Raw genomic sequence first — 18,705 nt, 5'->3', positions numbered from 1 at the left:
GTCTATCGCGACCATCTGAACGCACTCAACGCATTCGATGCGGGATCCGATCCTGCGCCGCGCACTTTGCACGACGCAGGACCGAGGGGTAATGCTGGTTTACCCGTTTGAAGTAGCCCACGCAGTAATGATTTCCAGAATTCCTTCCGACGGCTCGTCGCTCGATGTCCAGTTCGTCGGGGATCCGGCGTCCAGAAGCATGCGCCCCACCGCTGCGTGATCGGTGCCCGGCGCGGCATGCCGCGAACCTTCCGCCGCGCAGACCAGCGCCGTCGCGTGAAACTCGCGATCGCGCGCCGACACCGACGCGCCGTGTGCGAGCAACACGCGGACAGCGTCGGGCCATCCAGCCATCGCCGCCTTGTGCAGTGCGTTCATGTTCATCGCTTCATCGCCCGCGTCGACATCGAGGCCGCACGCGAGCAATCCCTCGAGTGCCTCGACGTCATTCTGGTCGGCCGCCCGGTAAAGTGCCGGATAATGTTGCGGGCCGATCTCGCTGCGCAATGCGGGATGCGCCGCAAGCATCGCATTCACCGTTGCGACGTCGCCACGACTTCCTGCGGCAATCATCTGGTCGACTTGCGCCACATCGGTATCTGCGCCGTGCGCGCGGAACCATTCCGCAACCGCGTCGTTGCCGCTCAGCATCGCTACGGCGTACGGTGTGCGACCATCGGACCGGCGCCGGTCGATCATCGCCCCGCGACTCGCCAGCGCTTCGACGAGATCGACTCCCCAGCGGGCCGCCGCGACATGTAGCGGAGTCTCGCCATTCTGCGAGAACACCGCGTCGGGCTCCGCGTCATGTGCGAGTAGCCAGAGCGCGCCATCCACGCTGTCGGCCCAGTGCAGCAACGCGTAGAGCGCCGTCGATCCGTCGGTCGCCCACGGACCGTTCGGATCGACACCGAACTCGTTCAGCAGCTCGAGCGCTGCGACATCGCGGCCACTCGCCTCGAGCGTCAACGTGACGCCATCGCTGGGATTTGCACCGCCCTCGAGCAGCGCTCGCGCGAGCGGGAGCGAATGCACGACGGCTACCGCGCCCCACAGCACGGGGCGATGTACCCCGTGATGCTCCCATGGAAAGCGGAGATCGGGGTCGGCGCCGAGGGCGATGAGTTGCCGTGCGATGGCGACGAGACCCAGTTCGCGCTCGGGGTTTGCCGCGCCGACTGCTGTGAAGCAGACGTAATGCAGCGGTTGCCAGCCGCGCGGACCGCCGAGCGTGGTGGCGAGCGCGGGATCGCGTGTTAGATGCGAGTCGACGGTTGCGGCGTCGCCCAGTAGTAATGCGGTGTGGAAGTTGGCGTGCGCGATGCGCGGATGCATGTCGAGCACGCGTTCGGCGCGGACACGACGACGACCGGTTGCGGCGGCGATGAACTCCTCGACCGCAGCGGTAAAGTCGAGCGTGATCGACTCCACGTTTTCGCGGAGATCATTCCACGACACGAAGCCGAGCTCGCGCGCGACGACCGATTGCGCATCGTGCAGTGCGAATGCGCTTGTGACAGCGTCATCGGGCTGCGAGGTGAATGCGGGGAGCGCGTGTGCGCGGGTGAGGGCGGCGGCATCGTGTTGCCGCACGGCGTGCAGGAGATCTTTCGCCTGCCGCTTGAGCTGGTCGAGATTCGGCCGCTCGGGGAGCTGATGGTGGGACATATGGCCTCCATGCTGAGTGCCAGCGGTCCACAAGCGGGCCAGCACGGAAACTGCCGTGCAACGGTTATTCAGATCAGGGAGGACTCAGTCCTTCGCGTGGACCCGCGGGCGCCCCAAACGCACCGTGGGAATGTTGGCATAGAGGAGGCGAGTGTCAAGCGGGCTGACCTCTGATGCCGGAGCGGCAGTATTGCATACGGGCGAAGCGCCCACCACATTTGCCGCCTTCACTCCATCCTCCGGTTTTCGATTGCCCATGCGAGTTGTCCGCTACGCCCTCGTGGCCTCCGTCGTCGCCTCCGTCGTTGTCTCCACACCCGTCGCACTGCGCGCCCAGCGCACGGCAGCGCAACCTGCGGCCGCCCAGCCCGCGCGCAGCATCGCCTCGCAGACCGCGGGGATGGAACGCCACGACGGGTTCATCCCGTTCTACTACGACGAGCACACCGGCAAGCTTCTCCTCGAGGTGCAGCGGCTCGGGCAGGATTTCCTGTACCTGCCAACGCTCGCCACTGGCCTGGGGTCGAACGACCTGGGGCTCGATCGCGGTACGACGGGCAACGAGGCCTTGGTGCGCTTCGAGCGCTTCGGCCCGCGTGTGCTGCTGGTGAGCCAGAACACGCGTTACCGCGGAACGGCCGACTCGCTCCAGGCACACTCCGTCGAGGAGTCCTTCGCCACGTCGACGCTCGCCGGCATGCCTATCGTCGCCGAGGAAGGCGGGCGGCTGCTGGTGGATGCGACTGACTTTCTGCTGCAGGACGAGATGAATGTCAGCTCGACGATTCAGCGCCAGAAGCAGGGCACGTATCGAGTCGATCGCAATCGCAGCGCGATCTACATGCCGCACACCAAGGCGTTTCCAAGGAACACTGAAATCGAGACGCTGCTGACTTTCGCGAGCGATGCGCCGGGCCGCGAAGTCGCGCGTCATACGCCGGATGCGGCGGCGCTCACGCTGCGCGAGCACTTCTCGTTCGTCGAGCTGCCCGACTCGAACTTCAAGCCGCGCGCGTTTGATCCGCGCGTCGGAATCTTCTCGGTGACGTACGACGACTTCTCGCGCCCGTTCACCGAGAAGCCGGAGACGCGATGGATCAATCGCTGGCGCCTCGAGAAGAAGGATCCGTCCGCCGCGATCTCCGATCCCGTCAAGCCCATCGTCTACTATCTCGATCCGGGTATTCCGGAGCCGTATCGCACCGCGTTCCGTCAGGGCGCGGCGTGGTGGACCAAGACGTTCGAGGCAGCCGGATTCAGCAACGCATTTCGCGTCGAGGATCTCCCCGCAGGCGCCGATCCGATGGATGCGCGCTATTCGATGATCCAGTGGGTGCACCGGAGCGATCCGGGCTTCTCAGTGGGCCAGTCGTTCGTCGATCCGCGCACGGGCGAGATCATCAAGGCGATGCTCAAGATGGACACGTATCGCTCGATCACCGACTACAACATCTTCGCCGGTATGACGCCGGCGATGGACGGAGAAGGCACCGACTGGATGGCGTCGCTCGATCCCAATGTCAACGGCACAGAGTTCGCCATGTCGCGTCGGCGTCAGCACGTTGCGCACGAGATCGGCCACACACTGGGCCTCGCGCACAACTACATCTCGCACGCGTTTGGCCGAGCCAGTGTGATGGACTATCCCGGTCCGCTGGTGACGCTCAGACCCAACGGCACGCTCGACGTTTCGCACGCATGGGCAAACGGCACGGGCGCCTACGACACGCTCGCGATTCGTTTCGATTACACGCAGTATCCGACCGCTGCAGCAGAGCGTGCAGGCCAGGAAGCGCTGGCGCGTCAGGCGATCGCGGGCGGCGCGCGCTTTCTGACCGATCGCGATGCGTCGGCGGGTGTGTACCCCGAAGTGACGCGGTGGCTGAACGGCGACGATGCGGTGAAGGAGCTCGCGCGAGAGAGTGCAGTTCGCGACGTGCTCATCTCGAAGTTCAACGAATCGGTGATCGCACCCGGCGATCCGATGTGGCTGATCAACGAGCGCTTCGTGCCGGTCTATCTGCATCATCGGTACGCGATCGAAGCGGCGACGAAGGCGATCGGCGGGATGGAATACACCTTCGCGCTGCGGGGTGACGGACAGACGCCGGCGACCGTCGTCGCGCCTGCGAAGCAGCGGCAAGCGCTGCGCGAGCTGATCGCGACGATCCAGCCGCGCGAGCTCGCGGTTCCTGAGCGCATAGTGAAGATGATTCCACCGTCGCCGTACGGATACGGCGGCGGTTGGGGCTTCGCTACGACGCCAGCGGGGATCGTGTACGATCCGCTGGCCATCGCGCGCGCGCTGGCGGGCAACGTGGCGGATGGAATTCTGCAGCCCGATCGCATCGAGCGCGTGATGTCGTTTCATGCGCGCGACGCTGCGTCGCCGTCGGCCGACGAAGTGATCGGGCAGCTGATCGACGGCGTCTACACGAACTCGGTCGCGACTACGGCGTACGAGCGCGGCGTCCGTCGTCAGGCAAGGCGCGCCGTGGTCGACGCGCTGTTCGCGCTGGCGGCCGATCAGAAATCGACGGCAGATGTGCGGGCGGTGGCCAACGATCGTTTGAGTCGATTGGCGACCAGTCTCTCAGCGGCGAAGACGACCGACACGGAAGATCGCGCGGCGAACGCTGAAGTCGTTCGCAACGTGCGGAACTGGCTGGATCGCCACATCGCACCGGAGCGTCCGGCGGATGTGATCCCGCTGCCGCCGGGAACACCGATCGGGGGCGAATAGGGGGCATTGGGGGGCAAGACGTCTTGCCTACCTGCGAAGCTCGCACATCTTGAGCAAATGCGACCCCTTCGATATTCCATCAACGTCACATTGGACGGCTGCTGCGATCATCGCGTAATGATCGCGGACGAAGACCTGCATCGTCACGCAGCCGAGAACATCGCCCACGCTGATGCCATCCTCTTTGGCCGTGTGACCTATGAAATGATGGAGTCAGCGTGGAGGCGGCCGGTGCCGGCAGGAGCGCGGCCTGACTGGATGCAGCCCTGGATGGAGCCTTTCGCCCAGACGATCGACGCGGCAAAGAAATACGTCGTGTCGAGCACTCTGGATCGGGTCGACTGGAACGCGGAACTCGTCCGCGGGGATCTGCGAATGGCCGTCGAGCAGCTCAAGGAAGAGCCAGGTCATGGGCTGTTCGTCGGAGGCGTGACGCTCCCGCTGGCGCTGGCGGAGCTGGGACTGATCGATGAGTACGAGTTCGTTATGCACCCGAGAATAGCGGGCCATGGGCCGACGTTGTTCGCGGGCCTATCGAAGCTTGTCGACCTGAAGCTGGTGAGCCGGCTGGAGTTCGGCTCAGGCGCGGTCGCGATGCGGTATGAGCCGAGAAGGTAGCCGTCGGGATAATCAGGGTCACAGTGCAGTTTTCTGGCTCCAGCTGTTGGAATTGACTGGAAGAATTGTGGTCTGACCCGCGTTTCCGGGCAGCATGAGATCTTCGAGGAAGAACGCCGCGAGTTCGGCGCGACCGTGAAGCGCCGACTTCTGATATACAGCCACAGCGTGTTGCCGCACGGTCCTCTCGCTGCGACTGGTCGCACGGGCGATGGACTTGTGACTGTGTCCCTTGAGCAGTAGCAGGGCGATCTCGCGTTCACTGGGCGTCAGATCCCAGGAATGGAACTGCTCATCCAGGGCGTGGCCAAGCCCGTCCAGCGCCGCCTGTGCGCTTGCCCGCCACGCATCTCGCTCGGTCTGTCGTGCCTCCAGCGCGCGCTGAGTGTCCACAAGCGAATGCTCGGCGAGCCACCACCCTCGCCAGAGCGCGACGGTGATCCCGAGCGCGATCACAATCATGCTCACTTCATATATGACATGCGCCGACAGCAATCTATCTGGCGCATCCAGTACCAGATCGATGGTGCCACCAACGATGATCACTACCAATGCGGTCGCCAGCAGCAGGCGCAGCACGCGCTCGTCTTTATCGCCCATCTGATTCCCCTACGTCATTTGCCGGGTGGTCCGTCCTTTTGCGTATTCGCGTCGAACGTCGGATACCGCTAACGAAACCAGAAGCCGAGGTTGTGGACTACCACTCAACGGAGACCGTTCATGTTGCCCGACCCGCTCCACCCAGCAATAGTTCACTTCCCAATTGTACTCGTTTTTCTCCTCCCGATTTTCGCCGTTGGTGCCATCTGGGCAATCCGGCGCGGATCGGCACCGCGCCGCACGTGGGCTGTTCCGGTCGCGCTATCGGTCGCACTGACGGTAAGCGCGTGGGTTGCAGTCCAGACGGGCGAATCCCAGGAAGACAAGGTTGAGAACATCGTCCCTGATGCGGCGATGGATGCACACGCGGATGCGGCCGAGCTCTTCCTCACCCTTTCAGGTGTGCTGGTGCTCGTCGTCGGCGCGGGACTCATGCCCGGCGTCGTCGGCCGCTCCGCCCGGATTGCGGGTGCAGCAGGTGCACTTGGCCTCGTCGTCATGGGTGCCCGCGTCGGACATTCAGGCGGGAAGTTGGTGTACACTCACGGCGCTGCCAGCGCGTACACACACCCGAACCCCTTGCCCGGCGCGATCGGTGCCAACAAACCAGCCGTCGAGGAACGCGGGCGCCATGGCAACTGAACTGGACGGGAAACCCGACGAGAGTTGTTCGCATTGCCCGATCGTCGTTGACCGGCGCGCGTTTCTCCGTAACGCCGCGCTCACTGCAGCCGCTGCTCTCGCAGGGCTCGGCGCAGCACGTTCGGCGGCGTTCGCCAGCACCGTCCGCACCATCAGCCCGGACGAAAGACGCGGCACGGAGCGGTCGTACCGTATCCCTGCGGCGGAAAGCGTGTACGTGGACGGTGAAAGCGAAGTAATCCTCGCGCGCTGGCAAAACCGCCTGTACGCGTTCTCGCTGGCATGCCCGCACCGCGGCGCCACGCTGGAATGGCGACCAAATGAAAGCCGCGTATTCTGCCCGCGTCACAAGGCGCGTTTCCGGCCCGACGGTGCACACGACAGCGGACGGACGTCTCGCGACCTGGACCGATTCGACATCCGCCGAAGCGGCGACAGCGTCGTAGTCAACCTCGATGCGCTGAGGCGTGCGGATACCGATGCGGCAGCATGGGCCGCGGCGTCGGTGTACGTCGCATGATCAGCACACACCACCCGCTCATGGCGCACCGGAGTCGCTGCCCCCTTGACTCTGTACCAAGGTATAGAGTCTATCGTTCGTCAGTCTTTAAGACCGACGACCAGCACCGACGGCGCTGGAAGGGAGGAGAGAGCGAGCATGGCCTGGAAAACGGAATGTTGTGGATGGGATGTCTGGGGCGAGCTGGCAGGGATAGGGCCCAACGGGCACCCTCATGCAGTGCTGGAATGGCCTGCGGAAGCCGGTAACGAGCCAACGGTGGCGCGCGCTGATGACATCCAGACTGTCCGCTTCTGGAATCGCTCGACCCGATTGATTAGCTCGGTCAAAGCGGACAACACATTACAAAAAGGAAACCGGTAGCAGCATGCCAGTGCGTGGTCCTCGTCTTAGAATTCTTCGCCGGCTCGGGACACAGCTCCCGGGCCTCTCTGCAAAAACCGCTGATCGCCGGCCGTTTCCGCCTGGTGAGCATGGCGCCGTTCCAACGCGTCGCCGGCCAAGCTCGCTGCGGCGTCGGCTGGAAGAGAAGCAGAAGGTTCGGTTCAATTATGGCGTGACCGAGAGGCAGATGGAGCGCTATCTGAATGCAGCACGTGCGCTCCCGGGTAACACGGGAGAAAATCTGCTGATGCTGCTCGAACGGCGGCTGGACAACGCCGTATTTCGCCTTGGTTTCGCACGCACCATCCCTGCAGCGCGACAGTTGATTGTGCACGGACACGTGCTGGTGGGTGAACGGCGAGTGGATCGGCCCGGTTACCAGCTCGAGATTGGCGAGACCGTGTCGTTGAGTTCGCGCGCATGCGCGCGCGAGTCACTGCGCGCCTCTGCCGAGCTGGGTCCATCGTTGAGGCTACCGAGTTATTTGAGACGTGATCCGGATGATGTCTGTGCTGGTCGTGTTGTTACGTCGCCGACGCGCGCCGATGTTCCGTTTCCGGTCGCGGAGGCGCTCATCATTGAGTTCTACGCGCGCTGAGAGCAAATAGGGGTCACGCAAGGAATGCAGATGCGTCGATGATGAAATGCGCGATCATGTTGACCCAGATGTTGCGGCGCCAGAGATAGAGAATGGTCAACGCCGCACCGGCCTATCGATTAGCGCTGCTCCGCGCCGCTGCCTCTGTACACCACGCCGCCCTTCATCACGAACTGCACATGCTCCACTCGAGTGATGTCCTGCAGCGGATTCCCGGGGACCGCAACGACGTCCGCGAGATATCCGGGCTTCAACTGCCCCACGCGGTTCTCCCACGTGAGAATGCGCGCGCCGTTCAGGTAGTCGGCCTGTAGCACCGCGAGTGGAGTCATACCGTACTTCACCATCAGCTCGAATTCCAGCGCCTGTGTCCCGTGCGGAAACGGTCCCACGTCCGACCCGACTGCCATCGGAACGCCAGCGGCCACCTGCCGCTTGAACTCGTGGATCTTGTAATCGAGCATCGCGTACTCGCGTCTGGCCGCGGCGGAATCCGGCGCGTGGTCAGCGAAGTACTTGAAGATGACGAACGTGGGGACCGCGGGGATGTCCTTCTGCTTCATCAGGGTCATCGTGCCCTGGCTGAGCTGCGTCGCGTGGTCGATGGAGGAGACTCCCGCCTCCACGGCAAGACGCGCGGCCGGCTCGCCCTGAGAGTGCACGCCGACGTTGGTGTTGAGCCGCGCTGCCTCGTTCACGGCCGCCTTGATCTGGTCTTCCGTGTACTGGTACGTGGTGTGGAAGTCCCAGAACCCGGGATCGCCCGCCTCCTCGCCGATTCCGAGCTGCTTGCAGATGGGATCGCCGAGGCATGGGGCTGATCCGGCGGGGACCATGCGGTCCGGCCCGGTCACGTAGATCTTGGCGAAACTGGCCCCTTCCTTGTGCTGCTTGCGGATCGTTTCGATCAACTGTTCGGAATCGTTGGCGTAGTCGGAGTTGCCCAGCACGTGCTGCTCGGGGTTGAAGCCGATGGCGTCCTCGTGTCCGCCCAGTATGGAGATGGCCATCCCGCTTATGCGAAGCCGCGGACCGGGAATCTCACCTGCGTCGATGGCGTCGCGCACCGCCGCGTCTGCCGGCCCCGCGCCTTCCGTCCCCATGTCGCGCTCGGAGGTGAAGCCGGCCATCAGGTCGGATTTGGCCGCAAGCACGGCCTCGATCGTCCGCTGCGGCGCAGACTCATCGACTGTCTGCATCCCCTCCGAGGGAGGGGCCGGGTGCAGGAAGAGGTGCACGTGCGCATCGATAAGACCCGGCATGAGCGTCATGTCGCCCAGGTCGATCACCTTCGCGCCGGCTGGATGCGGCACCGACGTGCCGGCAGCCTGGATGCGACCACCCTCTACCAGCACCTCGCCCGGACTCACGATTTTGCCTGGCTCCGCCTCGAACAGCCGCGCCGCGTGCAGCACGATCGGCTGCGCGACGTTTGCCGGGACGGATCCGCCGGCCTGCGCCGATGCAACCGCCGGTTTGGCACCAAGCATCGCCACGGCCGCAGCCAGACACACCATGCTTTTCATTCAATCCCCGGATTCGAGAAACCGGGGTCAGAGTGCAGTTTATTTGACTCTGTCCCGACGCCGGGACTCTGGAAACTGCACTCTGACCCCCTTTTTTCTTACTTCTGCGCCGCTGAGTAGACCACTTTCCCACCGACGATCGTGTAGAGAACGTTGGTGCCGAGTATAGAATCTTCGGGCACCGTCATGATGTTGCGGGAGAGGACGGTGATGTCGGCCCACTTGCCGGGCTTGAGCGATCCCGTCTGACGATCGTGGAACTCGACGTACGCACCGTTCGTAGTGTATGTCTGGAGCGCCTGCTCGCGGCTCAACTTCTGCGCGGGGAAGAACGCCGAATCGGTGCCGACCATGTCGCGCGTGACGCTGCAGTGGAATGACGCAATCGGGCTGATGTCCTCGACGGGAACGTCGGTGCCGTTGGTGACGACAGCGCCTGTCTTCCACAACGATTGCCAGACGTAGGCGCCCTCCTGCGCCCGCTGCATGCCGAGCCGCGGCAGAACGTAAGGCGCGTCGGAGCAGGCGTGGATGCCCTGCATCGATGCGACCACTCCCATCTGTGCGAAGCGCGGGATGTCGGCAGGATTCAGGTGCTGCGCGTGCTCGATCCGCCAGCGCAGCGTGTCGCTCTTCACGTGATGTTCCTGGAAGACCGATTGAAACGTATCGAGGGTCTCCTTGTTGGCGCGATCACCGATTGCGTGCACCGAGATCTGGAAGCCGTGCGCGATGCCCAACTCCGCAATCTCCTTGATTCGCGACATCGGCGTGACGTTGAGTCCGCTGTTCTTCGGATCGTCGTCGTACGGCTGGAGCATCCAGGCACTTCTGGAGCCGAGCGCACCGTCGGCCGTGATCTCTCCGATGGCGCGCACGGTGAGGTGTCCGTTTCCGTCATCGATGATGCGGTGCGCCGTGAGCGAGTCGACGTCGTCCGGGCGCACCTCGTTCCCGCTCACCAGGATGTAGAGGCGGAGCGGCATGTCGCCCGCGTCCACCATCTTTTTGATCGCGTCGATCGTCGCGAACGACTCACCCATGTCCTGAAAGGTCGTGACACCGTTGGCGAGCGCGTTCTGAGTTGCGAGGTGGATCTCATTGGTGAAATCCGCGTGCGCCTCTTCCGGCGATCGCGCCGCGAGGCTCTTCGCAAGTGCGGCGCGAAGAAGCGACTGCGCGCCATCGACGAAAACTCCGGTTGGCTGGCCGCTGGCGTCCTTGATGATGCGTCCGCCGGGGGGATTCGGCGTCGAAGAGCTGATTCCCGCAAGCCGGAGCGCCGCCGCGTTGGCGATCAGTGCATGGCCGCTGGCATGGGTGAGCACGACCGGATTGTTCGGCGCGGCCTGGTTGATGAGGTCGTTGGTCTGGAAGCCCTCGACCACGCGCCCCGGAGAGACGTTCCACTTTTCCTGGTGCCAGCCGCTTCCCTGGATCCAGGCCCCAGGTTGCGCCGTCTTCGCCGCATCACCCACCATCGTGGCGATCTGCTGCCACGTCGGGACGCCCCTGAGCTTGAGCTCCGTGAGCACTTCCCCGAGTGCGGTGAAGTGACCGTGCGACTCGTTGAAGCCCGGAATCGCGAGGTGTCCCTGGAGGTCGATGACCTTTGTCTTCGGCCCGACGTAGCGCTGAATCGCACTGTCCGAACCGACGGCCACGATCGTGTCGCCGGAAACGGCGATCGCCTGACCAGAGGGGGTGGTCGAATCCATCGTCACGACGTGACCGTTGCGAAGCACCATGTCCGCAGGAGCGACGTGCGGGTGACATCCCGCGAGCGTGAGCGTCGCCAGCGTGATGATGGCGGAAGAGTTCATCGACATGGATCGGCGGCGTTCGGTTTTCATGCGGTGCATCCCTCGGTTGGCCGGCGTGGTACTCGGAAGCGTCATAATATTAGCAGTCGCCGCGCGGGCTGCTTGCAGCGCTTCGGCCCCGGAGCCTGGCGAGTGCGGCTATCTCGCCATCCTCTGCAGCCACTCGACCACTGCGCTCTCCAGCGCTATACGCTGGTCGGAATACGAGTGATCTGTCGGGAAGTGCGCGGTGGTGACCTTCGTATTGCCACGCGCGCGCACGGCTGCGACGAGTGCGTCGTTCATTGGCGCCAGACCATCGTTCGATGTGACGACGAGCATTGGAACCGACGCCAGGCCGGCGTACGCCGTACCGAAATTCCAGTCACTCTTGTGCGCGATCACCTCGTCGGCCATCTGCTCGGGACTCGTACCGGCGAGCGACTCCATGTCGCTGGCCATCCCCGCGACAAGTTTCTCTCTCGACGTTCCGCCAAACGCACTGGCCATGTCCGCCGCCGAGATGAGCACGGCTCCCTTCAGTCCGTGCTGATGCGCTGCGGTGAGCACCGTCACCCAGCCACCCATGCTGTGGCCTGCGAGGACGAGATGTGTGGTGTCGATCCCGAGCGCTTTCACGTTGGCGGGATCGCGCAGGAATGCGAGCACCGCATCTGCATCCTCGAGGTTCTGCGAGAACCGAAAGACGCCGGGACTGCCCCACGATCCACGGTAGTTGAATGTGATCGCGTTCCAACCGGCGCGTCGCACAGCCTGCGCGAGATCGAGGTTCTTCTCGTTGCCCGGCAGCCCGTGCAGCAGCACGAACGTTGGATGCACACCGGCACCGCCGACCAGATACGCTACTCCGTTGATCTTCACGCCGCCCGAGGGGATGTGCAGCACTTCCATGCGTGCGGGGTGCTGAACGTCGCGCGGTGGGTCGGTATAGATCGCTTTCGGTACTTGCTGCGCGCCGAGTGTGGTGCCGAAGGTGAGGAGTGTGGCGGCGACTACGGCGAACGGACGAATGCGGATAGGCATGAGACGGAGCCGGATTGGTGTCGGGAGTTGCGAAGCGCACCAAGCGTAGCTCGCACCTTGCGGAGCCGCAAGACCGCGGCTGGCTTACCTGTTCAGCCAGTGCGGGTGCACCGAGCGGGGCTGACGCACCAGGACGATGGACCTGAACAAAGGAGAGCGTCCTTCCATACGCTTTTCATATGAATCGTGAATCGTACGACGCCATCGCGAACAAGTGGGACGAAACGAGGCTGCTGCTTTCGGACGCCGAGAAGCGCATCCTGGATCTGCTGCTCGAACACGCACCGGCTGGAGCGAATGTCCTGGATCTTGGTTGCGGTACGGGTCGGCCGATAGCGGAATATCTGGTTTCGCGGAAGCTTCACGTGACGGGCGTGGATCAGTCAGCTGCAATGCTGCAACTGGCACGCAGTCGCCTGCCGGACCAGCGTTGGATTTTGTCATCACTGGAGAGCTTCGAACCCGAGGGCGAGTTCGCAGCAGTCATCGCCTGGGATTCGCTGTTTCACATTCCCAGAGACGAGCACGCAGCCATTCTCGCGCGCGTGCGTGCGATCATGCCACTCGGTAGCCGGATTGCGCTCACCGTTGGCGGTTCCGAACATCCGGCGTTCACCGATACCATGTTCGGCCATACTTTCTTCTACGATTCGCATTCTCCCGACGCCGCGATTGCTGTACTGACCGGTTTGCGATTCAGGATGATTCTCAGTGAGTTCCTGAATCCGCCTACCATGGGTCGGGACAAGGGGCGCTTTGCCATTGTCGCCGAAGCGTGCGGATAGTGTGCAGATAACGTGCACACCGCGCGTGTCGGGTGAGTCGTTGTAACCCGACCGACCCTGCGTCCATACCAGGAACATCGTCGATCCCGGCCTGTACTCCCAACGCGCCACCGCGTTCAGCTTGAACTCGCGATCGCTGAAGCCAGAGGTCGCCGATGCCGGCGGCGAGTACGCGACGAACCTGTCGGCGTAACGCGTCGCTCGCGGTGTCGAACTCAATTCGCGCGGATCGGAGTACGACGACCGGATCGTGCTCGCGGAACGATGAGACAGCCGGCGCGGCACGCCATACGGCGTCGTCATCCTTTCCATCGATCACCGGCGCGTGCTCGGCGCGAGTCGCTACCGCAGTCCTGTTGCTGCTGCTGTTGCTGTCGCTGACGATTGGCGGAGCGGATTGCTGCGCCCGGATCGCCGCCGGCCGTGCCGTAGCCAAACTGGTGACGAGCCACGCGCACATCGCCGAGAGTGGCCCGAGGCTGCTGGACGGGGCCGATTCGACCGACTGCACGAATCTATGTTGAAAAATCAGCCGTGGTGAAATTTCAACATATCGACCCCGCCTGTCAAGGACGGACCTCACGGGGGACCCGGGCACGACACGACCCCCAAAAGAATCCTGTCGAGTGGCATGACGAGTGCGGTAAGTTGCTTCCCTATGAGCGCCGCCTCGCTCCCAGAGCGCAATCTGGATCTGCTGCGGGCTGCGGCGGTGTTGTGCGTTCTGATTGCGCACTTGCTTGCGGTGTGGTCGCTCGACACGACTCCGATCGACAATTGGGAGCTCGGGCGCATCGGGGTGCTGCTCTTCTTCGTGCACACGTCGCTCGTTCTGATGTCATCGCTCGAGCGTCAGGGACCGCGTCCGGATTGGGTTCGAGCGTTCTACATCCGGCGTGCATTCAGGATCTATCCGCTGGCAATCGTGACTGTGCTCGTCACGGTGGCATTTGGCATCATGCCACACGCGCTTCCGTTCGGCAGTCCGGGGCTGATCATTCATCCGCATCTTCGGACAGTCGTGGCCGACATGGCGCTGGTGCAGAACATCACGCAGGATGATCCGGTGCCCGGAATGCTGTGGACGCTGCCGATCGAGGTGCAGCTGTACCTGATGCTGCCGCTGGCCTTCCTGCTCGCCCGGAAGAGTGTCTGGGCAGTAGTTGCTGCATTCGCCGCGTGCGGTGCGTTCGCACTCCTGGTGACGCACGGTTACACCGACAGAATCCCCGGGCTATGGAGACTCGAGTCGGTAGTGGCGTTTGCCCCATGCTTCGTTGCTGGAGTGCTCGCATATGCGATTCTCCGGAGGGGCGGGCACCCGCCACTTCCTGGATGGAGCTTCGCTCTCCTGCTTCTGGGCTGTGTCGCGATCTTCAAGTTCTCTCACCCCACTGAGGAACTGCCAGCGCGCGGTTGGCCATTCTGCATCGCCGTCGCGCTCGCGATCACGCTCGTGCGCGACGTGAGCGAGTCGTGGCTGACCCGCGTCGCGCACAGCATCTGCACGGCCAGCTACAGCATATACCTGTTGCACCTCGCAGTCTTCTGGCTTGCGTTCGTCGTGCTCAAGGACCTGCCGATGGCGCTCCAGTGGGTCATGTTCTGCGTGTTCATTATCGGGATCCCTGTTGCTGCATACCGCACGATCGAGCGCCCCGGGATTGCCCTCGGACGCCGCATTGTCCACGTTCGCACACCGATCGCCACCGAGGTTGCGGCGCCCTAGGGCCTTTCAGCCACGGTGGTCAGTCCGCGACCTTGACGATCAGGCATTGGTTGCCACTCAGCTCGAGCACCGGCTGACTGGAATCCTTCAGATAATCATCGAAGGCGCGACGCACTGCGGCGAACTCGACATAGTCGTGGGAGATGAGCATGGCTCCGACGCTCATCCTCGGATAGAAGAACTGGAGAGCTTCGAGCGTGCTCTGATAGAGATCCACGTCGAGGTGCACAAACGAGAATCGAAGATCGCGAACGGGGCCGGCCGTTGCTGGAAACAACCCCTGATGAAAATGAACGTCCCGGCATCCGTCGAGATATTTCTTCACATCGTCGAGGCTGCATGCGTATTGCCCGCTCTCGAAACCGCGGTCGATCGCAGTCGGTGATGGCAGCCCTTCGAAGGTGTCGAACAGATGCAGCGTCCGGTCACCCTTCGCCTCGCAAATCACTCTCGCCGTGCCGCCTCTGAAAACGCCCACTTCCGCCAGCACACCGGGTATTCGTTCGGTCGCAAGCACCGCGCTCCGAATCATGTAAGCCTCGTCCACGCCCACCGTCTGCGAAGGAAAACCGGTGACGATCTCACGGATCCGGGCCACCTCGGCGGCCCGCGTCGGCTGGGCGAAACTCACTACCTCACGATGGTTGAGTCCCAGCACGAATTGAGTGGCGTGCAGTGCTGGAGCACCGAGCGGGCCCAGTAAGCGACTATTCACGATACCCGCAACAAACGCCTTGGCGCGCTTACTCCTGACCATGTTGCCTCGCGTTTCAGAGATACTTCTCGTGGCGGGACAGCTACAGAAACCCCTGCTGCAAAAACAGGTCAGACTTGTGAAATAATAACCCTGCTGCCTGCAAACATGCGGCTTCTTGACGCGTCGACTGGCCGGCCATACGATTTGCGATCCAGGCGCAAAGGAGCTGTAGATTCCACAACCGGGTTGTTTCCGCGGTACCGGTTTGACCTGCACATGGAGCTATGGATGCGCCACATCGAACGGCACCGCACCGCACATATCGGCTGGCTACGTGCCGCCGTCCTTGGCGCAAACGACGGGCTCATCTCCACCGCAAGCCTCATCGTTGGCGTCGCTGCGGCCGGAACTGGTCGAGCGGCAATACTGATCGCGGGCGTCGCCGGCCTCGTCGCCGGCGCAATGTCGATGGCCGCCGGCGAGTACGTCTCGGTAAGCTCGCAGAGGGATACCGAGACGGCGGATTTGAGTCGCGAGCGGACCGAGCTCGCTGCGAGTCCGACGGCTGAGCATGAGGAGTTGAGCGAGATCTTCGAATCTCGCGGACTCACCCCCGCGCTCGCGCGCGACGTTGCCGAACAGCTCATGCAGAAAGACGCGCTGGGCGCACATGCACGAGAGGAACTCGGCCTCTCGGAACTGACGACCGCGCGACCGCTCCAGGCAGCGTTTTCGTCGGCAGTGTCGTTCGCCGCCGGCGCTGCCCTGCCCGTCCTCGTATCCGCATTTGTTGCGAGCTCATACCTCTCGGTGGTCGTGATCGGAACAACGCTCGTGCTCCTGGTTGTACTCGGTGCGCTGGCGGCGAAAGTTGGTGGTGCGTCGCTGACGCGCGGCGCATTGCGCGTCGCATTCTGGGGAGCGCTCGCGATGGGAGCGTCGGCGCTCATCGGTCGCCTGTTCGGCACGACTGTGAGTTGATCGAACGCCGAGCACTCGAACAGGCGACTGCGCAGGGCGCGCGGAAAGTGTGGCGGCAGCTGCAGAGTGAAATGATTCAAGACTCCTGCACATCAACCGAGGGAGAGACGCCCAATGGCGACGGAGAATCGACCAGTGCAGCCACCCGCCCCCGAGCCCGACGACGATGACGACGGACCGTGGCTGAAGCAGATTGGAGAGGGTACTCGCATTGCAGCCGCGGAACGACGCAAGCTCCCCGGTTACTTCCTCGTGTTGACGAGCGTGCGCGTCGTCATCATCGCCGCAGCGGTTGCATGCGTGTACGCCGCGTACCAGTTACCGCAGGACAGCTACGCGCAAAATCTGGCGGGAAATGCCGCAGCTGGGTTTGGGATCTTCTTCTTCGCGGCGCCGATGCTCCGCGCCATGCGATCCTGGCCGCGGACTACACTTCTCAGCGGCGCAGTAATAGTCGCAGCGATCCTGTGGGTCGCGTCGATCGCATCATCCCTTACACAAAGTCTGCTCCTCGGCGCCGGCGTCGGCTTCGCGCTCCTGCTCGCGCTCGATTTGAACATTGCACGATGGCTCGATGCGATCGTGTCCGCCGAGGACAACGCACGGAAACGGATCGACGAAGCGGCGCGGCTTGTCGAGCAGGCTGAAACTGCTCTCGATTACAAGTACGCGGTACACGACTACCTGAACCTTCCGCGACCCGACAAGCTTGGCGGCATTCGGCTCCCCGAAGGCGAAACACTGATGGGGGCGCTGGGATGGCCTGACAAGGAGTGAGTGGAAGGCGGCGCGCAGATTGTGCGCGCCGCTTTCCACTCACTTCAATCAGCGCAGCGATCGGAATGATGTGCGGAGTTCTTCGGAGAAGGCCTGCGGCTGCTCCCACGCCGCGAGGTAGTCCAGCAACGCGGTCTTGCCGACTTCCGCCTCGCCGTGCACGAGACAAGTACGTACGATCTACCAGCCGAACACGGTGCCGTGCGGAACGCCGGCTCCAGTGGCGCCATGCGGCCAGTCTGCGCGATCGAATGCGATTCCCGGTCGCGTCGATCCAGAGTCGCGAAACGCACTGTCGAGCGTGATCCTTCCCGTCGCACGGTCGATCTTCAGCATCCACATCCGACGCTCAGCCGTGGGACCTGGCTCGTTCACGACGACGATGCGTGATCCGTCGGTCGCCAGCCAGTGCGGCCGCTGTCGCTCGTCGAACGTGACCGACGAAACACTGCGAACGTCTGCCGGGTCGCGCACATCGAGCGAGAAGACGCGATGAGTGGCAGCGTTGGACTGAATCCAGTAATTGCCGATCACCACCGGCGTTGCGCATCCACTCTCCTCCTCGTGATGAACCATCTCCAGATGCGGATCGCGGCCGTCGAGCCCAGTGACGCGATACAGCCGGCACGCAACGGTGTTCACAAGGACCGTGCGACCGTCCTGCAGCATGCGTGGCTCGTTCGGCGCATCGTTCGACGCAAGTCTGATCGTCTTGACCAGCGCGAGATCGGACAGCCGGTACACCTGCACCTGATCGCCGGCGTGGTCGTGCGCAATTGATCCGCGCAGTGGACTCCAAGTCGGAATGGGCATGTACGTGAGCCCAACGACGACACGATCGAGCGACGGAACGACGGCAAGGCTGTACGGCCGCAACGCTGTCTGGTCCGCACTCGAATCTGCAGCGGAGCGCCAGCGCACGACCCGCCCTCGCGCGTCAAGTTCGGCGATGCCGCCTGGAGCTTCGTTGCTCGGGCCGTGTCCCTGGAACGTCGCCAGGACGTGGCCGTTGGGAAGTCGCGCGAAGCTGTGCAGAAAGCTCAGGCCGGCGACGCCACTGAATCGTTGCACCACCTTCGGATGCAACGGGTCGTGAAGGTCGAACAGAAAGCTTCGATTACCCGCGAATCCATTCGCGAACAACATCCCGCTCGCACCCAGGTCGTGCTCGGTGTGATGCGGCCACGTGCCTTTCTCGCCGACCGGTGTCGTTGCGACGATGGTTCCGTACCGATCACCATGCTGCGCGAGATCGATGACGGCAAGAAAGTCGCTGTCCTGGCGGTCGTCGTCGCCGGTCCAGGCGAAGAGATATCGAGCGGGCCCAGGTTCCGAAAGACTGATGGTCGGCGGCGCGTGCCGCGCACAACCGAGCGCGGCGACAGTAACGAGCGCGAAGCTCAAACAGCGGCACGATGACGGGTTCACGGGCGGGTCGGCAGCGGGAACGAAACATTGACGAGCCTGCAACGCATCAATACTAGCGCCATACGATCGGCTCTGAAAGATTCGGGGTGCTGATGCGCCGACGTCGCGCACGGCGCAAGACTTGACCCGAAGCGGACCCCGAAGCGCTGGTTGCGTTTTGCGG

The 18,705-nt window shown here is 63.3% G+C and carries 17 protein-coding genes; 10 read left to right on the top strand and 7 right to left on the bottom strand.

The features are described from left to right. Window positions 1-99 precede the first annotated feature (99 nt). Window positions 100-1,668, bottom strand: a complete 1,569-nt coding sequence (locus V4529_13475; GenBank protein MES2359338.1) for an ankyrin repeat domain-containing protein — start codon at window positions 1,666-1,668, stop codon at window positions 100-102. A gap of 256 nt (window positions 1,669-1,924) precedes the next feature. On the opposite strand from V4529_13475, the gene V4529_13470 reads away from it, so the two are divergent. Then, window positions 1,925-4,411, top strand: a complete 2,487-nt coding sequence (locus V4529_13470; GenBank protein ID MES2359337.1) for a zinc-dependent metalloprotease — start codon at window positions 1,925-1,927, stop codon at window positions 4,409-4,411. 57 nt (window positions 4,412-4,468) lie between these two features. After that, complete coding sequence (locus V4529_13465) at window positions 4,469-5,029, top strand: dihydrofolate reductase family protein (protein MES2359336.1); 561 nt, start codon at window positions 4,469-4,471, stop codon at window positions 5,027-5,029. A gap of 18 nt (window positions 5,030-5,047) precedes the next feature. Here the strand turns inward: V4529_13465 and V4529_13460 are convergent, their stop codons facing one another. Further along, window positions 5,048-5,629: a LuxR C-terminal-related transcriptional regulator gene (locus V4529_13460; GenBank protein MES2359335.1), complete on the bottom strand. Its 582-nt coding sequence runs from the start codon at window positions 5,627-5,629 to the stop codon at window positions 5,048-5,050. A 120-nt stretch (window positions 5,630-5,749) separates the two neighbouring features. On the opposite strand from V4529_13460, the gene V4529_13455 reads away from it, so the two are divergent. From V4529_13455 to rpsD, 3 genes are all read left to right on the top strand, one after another. Continuing rightward, the gene (locus V4529_13455) at window positions 5,750-6,271 is read left to right on the top strand and encodes a DUF2231 domain-containing protein (GenBank protein MES2359334.1); all 522 of its coding nucleotides are present in this window, start codon (window positions 5,750-5,752) and stop codon (window positions 6,269-6,271) included. After that, window positions 6,261-6,791 carry a Rieske (2Fe-2S) protein gene (locus V4529_13450; GenBank protein MES2359333.1) on the top strand — a complete coding sequence of 177 codons (531 nt, stop codon included), beginning with the start codon at window positions 6,261-6,263 and terminating at the stop codon, window positions 6,789-6,791. The genes V4529_13455 and V4529_13450 overlap by 11 nt, the downstream gene beginning before the upstream one ends. A 367-nt stretch (window positions 6,792-7,158) precedes the next feature. Continuing rightward, window positions 7,159-7,773 carry a 30S ribosomal protein S4 gene (gene rpsD, locus V4529_13445; protein ID MES2359332.1) on the top strand — a complete coding sequence of 205 codons (615 nt, stop codon included), beginning with the start codon at window positions 7,159-7,161 and terminating at the stop codon, window positions 7,771-7,773. Window positions 7,774-7,892: 119 nt separating this feature from the next. Here rpsD and V4529_13440 read toward each other — a convergent pair whose 3' ends face one another. The 3 genes from V4529_13440 to V4529_13430 all read right to left on the bottom strand — a co-directional run bounded on the left by V4529_13440 (window position 7,893) and on the right by V4529_13430 (window position 12,145). Further along, window positions 7,893-9,299: an amidohydrolase family protein gene (locus tag V4529_13440; protein MES2359331.1), complete on the bottom strand. Its 1,407-nt coding sequence runs from the start codon at window positions 9,297-9,299 to the stop codon at window positions 7,893-7,895. A 98-nt stretch (window positions 9,300-9,397) separates the two neighbouring features. Next, window positions 9,398-11,152: an amidohydrolase gene (locus V4529_13435; GenBank protein ID MES2359330.1), complete on the bottom strand. Its 1,755-nt coding sequence runs from the start codon at window positions 11,150-11,152 to the stop codon at window positions 9,398-9,400. A gap of 108 nt (window positions 11,153-11,260) precedes the next feature. After that, complete coding sequence (locus V4529_13430) at window positions 11,261-12,145, bottom strand: alpha/beta fold hydrolase (GenBank protein MES2359329.1); 885 nt, start codon at window positions 12,143-12,145, stop codon at window positions 11,261-11,263. Window positions 12,146-12,324: 179 nt separating this feature from the next. Here V4529_13430 and V4529_13425 point away from each other — a divergent pair, with 179 nt between their 5' ends. The 3 genes from V4529_13425 to V4529_13415 all read left to right on the top strand — a co-directional run bounded on the left by V4529_13425 (window position 12,325) and on the right by V4529_13415 (window position 14,659). Next, window positions 12,325-12,930 carry a class I SAM-dependent methyltransferase gene (locus tag V4529_13425; GenBank protein ID MES2359328.1) on the top strand — a complete coding sequence of 202 codons (606 nt, stop codon included), beginning with the start codon at window positions 12,325-12,327 and terminating at the stop codon, window positions 12,928-12,930. A gap of 206 nt (window positions 12,931-13,136) precedes the next feature. After that, the gene (locus tag V4529_13420; protein ID MES2359327.1) at window positions 13,137-13,454 is read left to right on the top strand and encodes a hypothetical protein; all 318 of its coding nucleotides are present in this window, start codon (window positions 13,137-13,139) and stop codon (window positions 13,452-13,454) included. Window positions 13,455-13,588: 134 nt separating this feature from the next. After that, window positions 13,589-14,659: an acyltransferase gene (locus V4529_13415; protein ID MES2359326.1), complete on the top strand. Its 1,071-nt coding sequence runs from the start codon at window positions 13,589-13,591 to the stop codon at window positions 14,657-14,659. A gap of 19 nt (window positions 14,660-14,678) precedes the next feature. On the opposite strand, the gene V4529_13410 is transcribed toward V4529_13415, so the two are convergent. Then, window positions 14,679-15,416, bottom strand: coding sequence for a TylF/MycF/NovP-related O-methyltransferase (locus tag V4529_13410; protein ID MES2359325.1), 738 nt, complete (start codon window positions 15,414-15,416; stop codon window positions 14,679-14,681). A 228-nt stretch (window positions 15,417-15,644) separates the two neighbouring features. Here V4529_13410 and V4529_13405 point away from each other — a divergent pair, with 228 nt between their 5' ends. Both V4529_13405 and V4529_13400 read left to right on the top strand, forming a co-directional pair. Further along, window positions 15,645-16,337, top strand: coding sequence for a VIT family protein (locus V4529_13405; protein MES2359324.1), 693 nt, complete (start codon window positions 15,645-15,647; stop codon window positions 16,335-16,337). Window positions 16,338-16,451: 114 nt separating this feature from the next. Beyond that, the gene (locus V4529_13400) at window positions 16,452-17,114 is read left to right on the top strand and encodes a hypothetical protein (GenBank protein ID MES2359323.1); all 663 of its coding nucleotides are present in this window, start codon (window positions 16,452-16,454) and stop codon (window positions 17,112-17,114) included. A 180-nt stretch (window positions 17,115-17,294) separates the two neighbouring features. On the opposite strand, the gene V4529_13395 is transcribed toward V4529_13400, so the two are convergent. After that, complete coding sequence (locus V4529_13395) at window positions 17,295-18,518, bottom strand: hypothetical protein (GenBank protein ID MES2359322.1); 1,224 nt, start codon at window positions 18,516-18,518, stop codon at window positions 17,295-17,297. Window positions 18,519-18,705: the final 187 nt, after the last annotated feature.

Source organism: Gemmatimonadota bacterium (assembly GCA_040388625.1).
Taxonomy (GTDB): Bacteria; Gemmatimonadota; Gemmatimonadetes; order Gemmatimonadales; family Gemmatimonadaceae; genus Fen-1247.
Note: the sequence above shows the minus strand (reverse complement) of the source record. Positions and strands in the feature narration are given on the sequence as shown.

Coding starts and splice junctions, on each gene's coding strand:
- V4529_13475 (MES2359338.1), bottom strand. CDS start 1,668: ATGTCCCACCATCAGCTCCCCGAGCGGCCGAATCTCGACCAGCTCAAG.
- V4529_13470 (MES2359337.1), top strand. CDS start 1,925: ATGCGAGTTGTCCGCTACGCCCTCGTGGCCTCCGTCGTCGCCTCCGTC.
- V4529_13465 (MES2359336.1), top strand. CDS start 4,469: ATGCGACCCCTTCGATATTCCATCAACGTCACATTGGACGGCTGCTGC.
- V4529_13460 (MES2359335.1), bottom strand. CDS start 5,629: ATGGGCGATAAAGACGAGCGCGTGCTGCGCCTGCTGCTGGCGACCGCA.
- V4529_13455 (MES2359334.1), top strand. CDS start 5,750: ATGTTGCCCGACCCGCTCCACCCAGCAATAGTTCACTTCCCAATTGTA.
- V4529_13450 (MES2359333.1), top strand. CDS start 6,261: ATGGCAACTGAACTGGACGGGAAACCCGACGAGAGTTGTTCGCATTGC.
- rpsD (MES2359332.1), top strand. CDS start 7,159: ATGCCAGTGCGTGGTCCTCGTCTTAGAATTCTTCGCCGGCTCGGGACA.
- V4529_13440 (MES2359331.1), bottom strand. CDS start 9,299: ATGAAAAGCATGGTGTGTCTGGCTGCGGCCGTGGCGATGCTTGGTGCC.
- V4529_13435 (MES2359330.1), bottom strand. CDS start 11,152: ATGAAAACCGAACGCCGCCGATCCATGTCGATGAACTCTTCCGCCATC.
- V4529_13430 (MES2359329.1), bottom strand. CDS start 12,145: ATGCCTATCCGCATTCGTCCGTTCGCCGTAGTCGCCGCCACACTCCTC.
- V4529_13425 (MES2359328.1), top strand. CDS start 12,325: ATGAATCGTGAATCGTACGACGCCATCGCGAACAAGTGGGACGAAACG.
- V4529_13415 (MES2359326.1), top strand. CDS start 13,589: ATGAGCGCCGCCTCGCTCCCAGAGCGCAATCTGGATCTGCTGCGGGCT.
- V4529_13410 (MES2359325.1), bottom strand. CDS start 15,416: ATGGTCAGGAGTAAGCGCGCCAAGGCGTTTGTTGCGGGTATCGTGAAT.
- V4529_13405 (MES2359324.1), top strand. CDS start 15,645: ATGCGCCACATCGAACGGCACCGCACCGCACATATCGGCTGGCTACGT.
- V4529_13400 (MES2359323.1), top strand. CDS start 16,452: ATGGCGACGGAGAATCGACCAGTGCAGCCACCCGCCCCCGAGCCCGAC.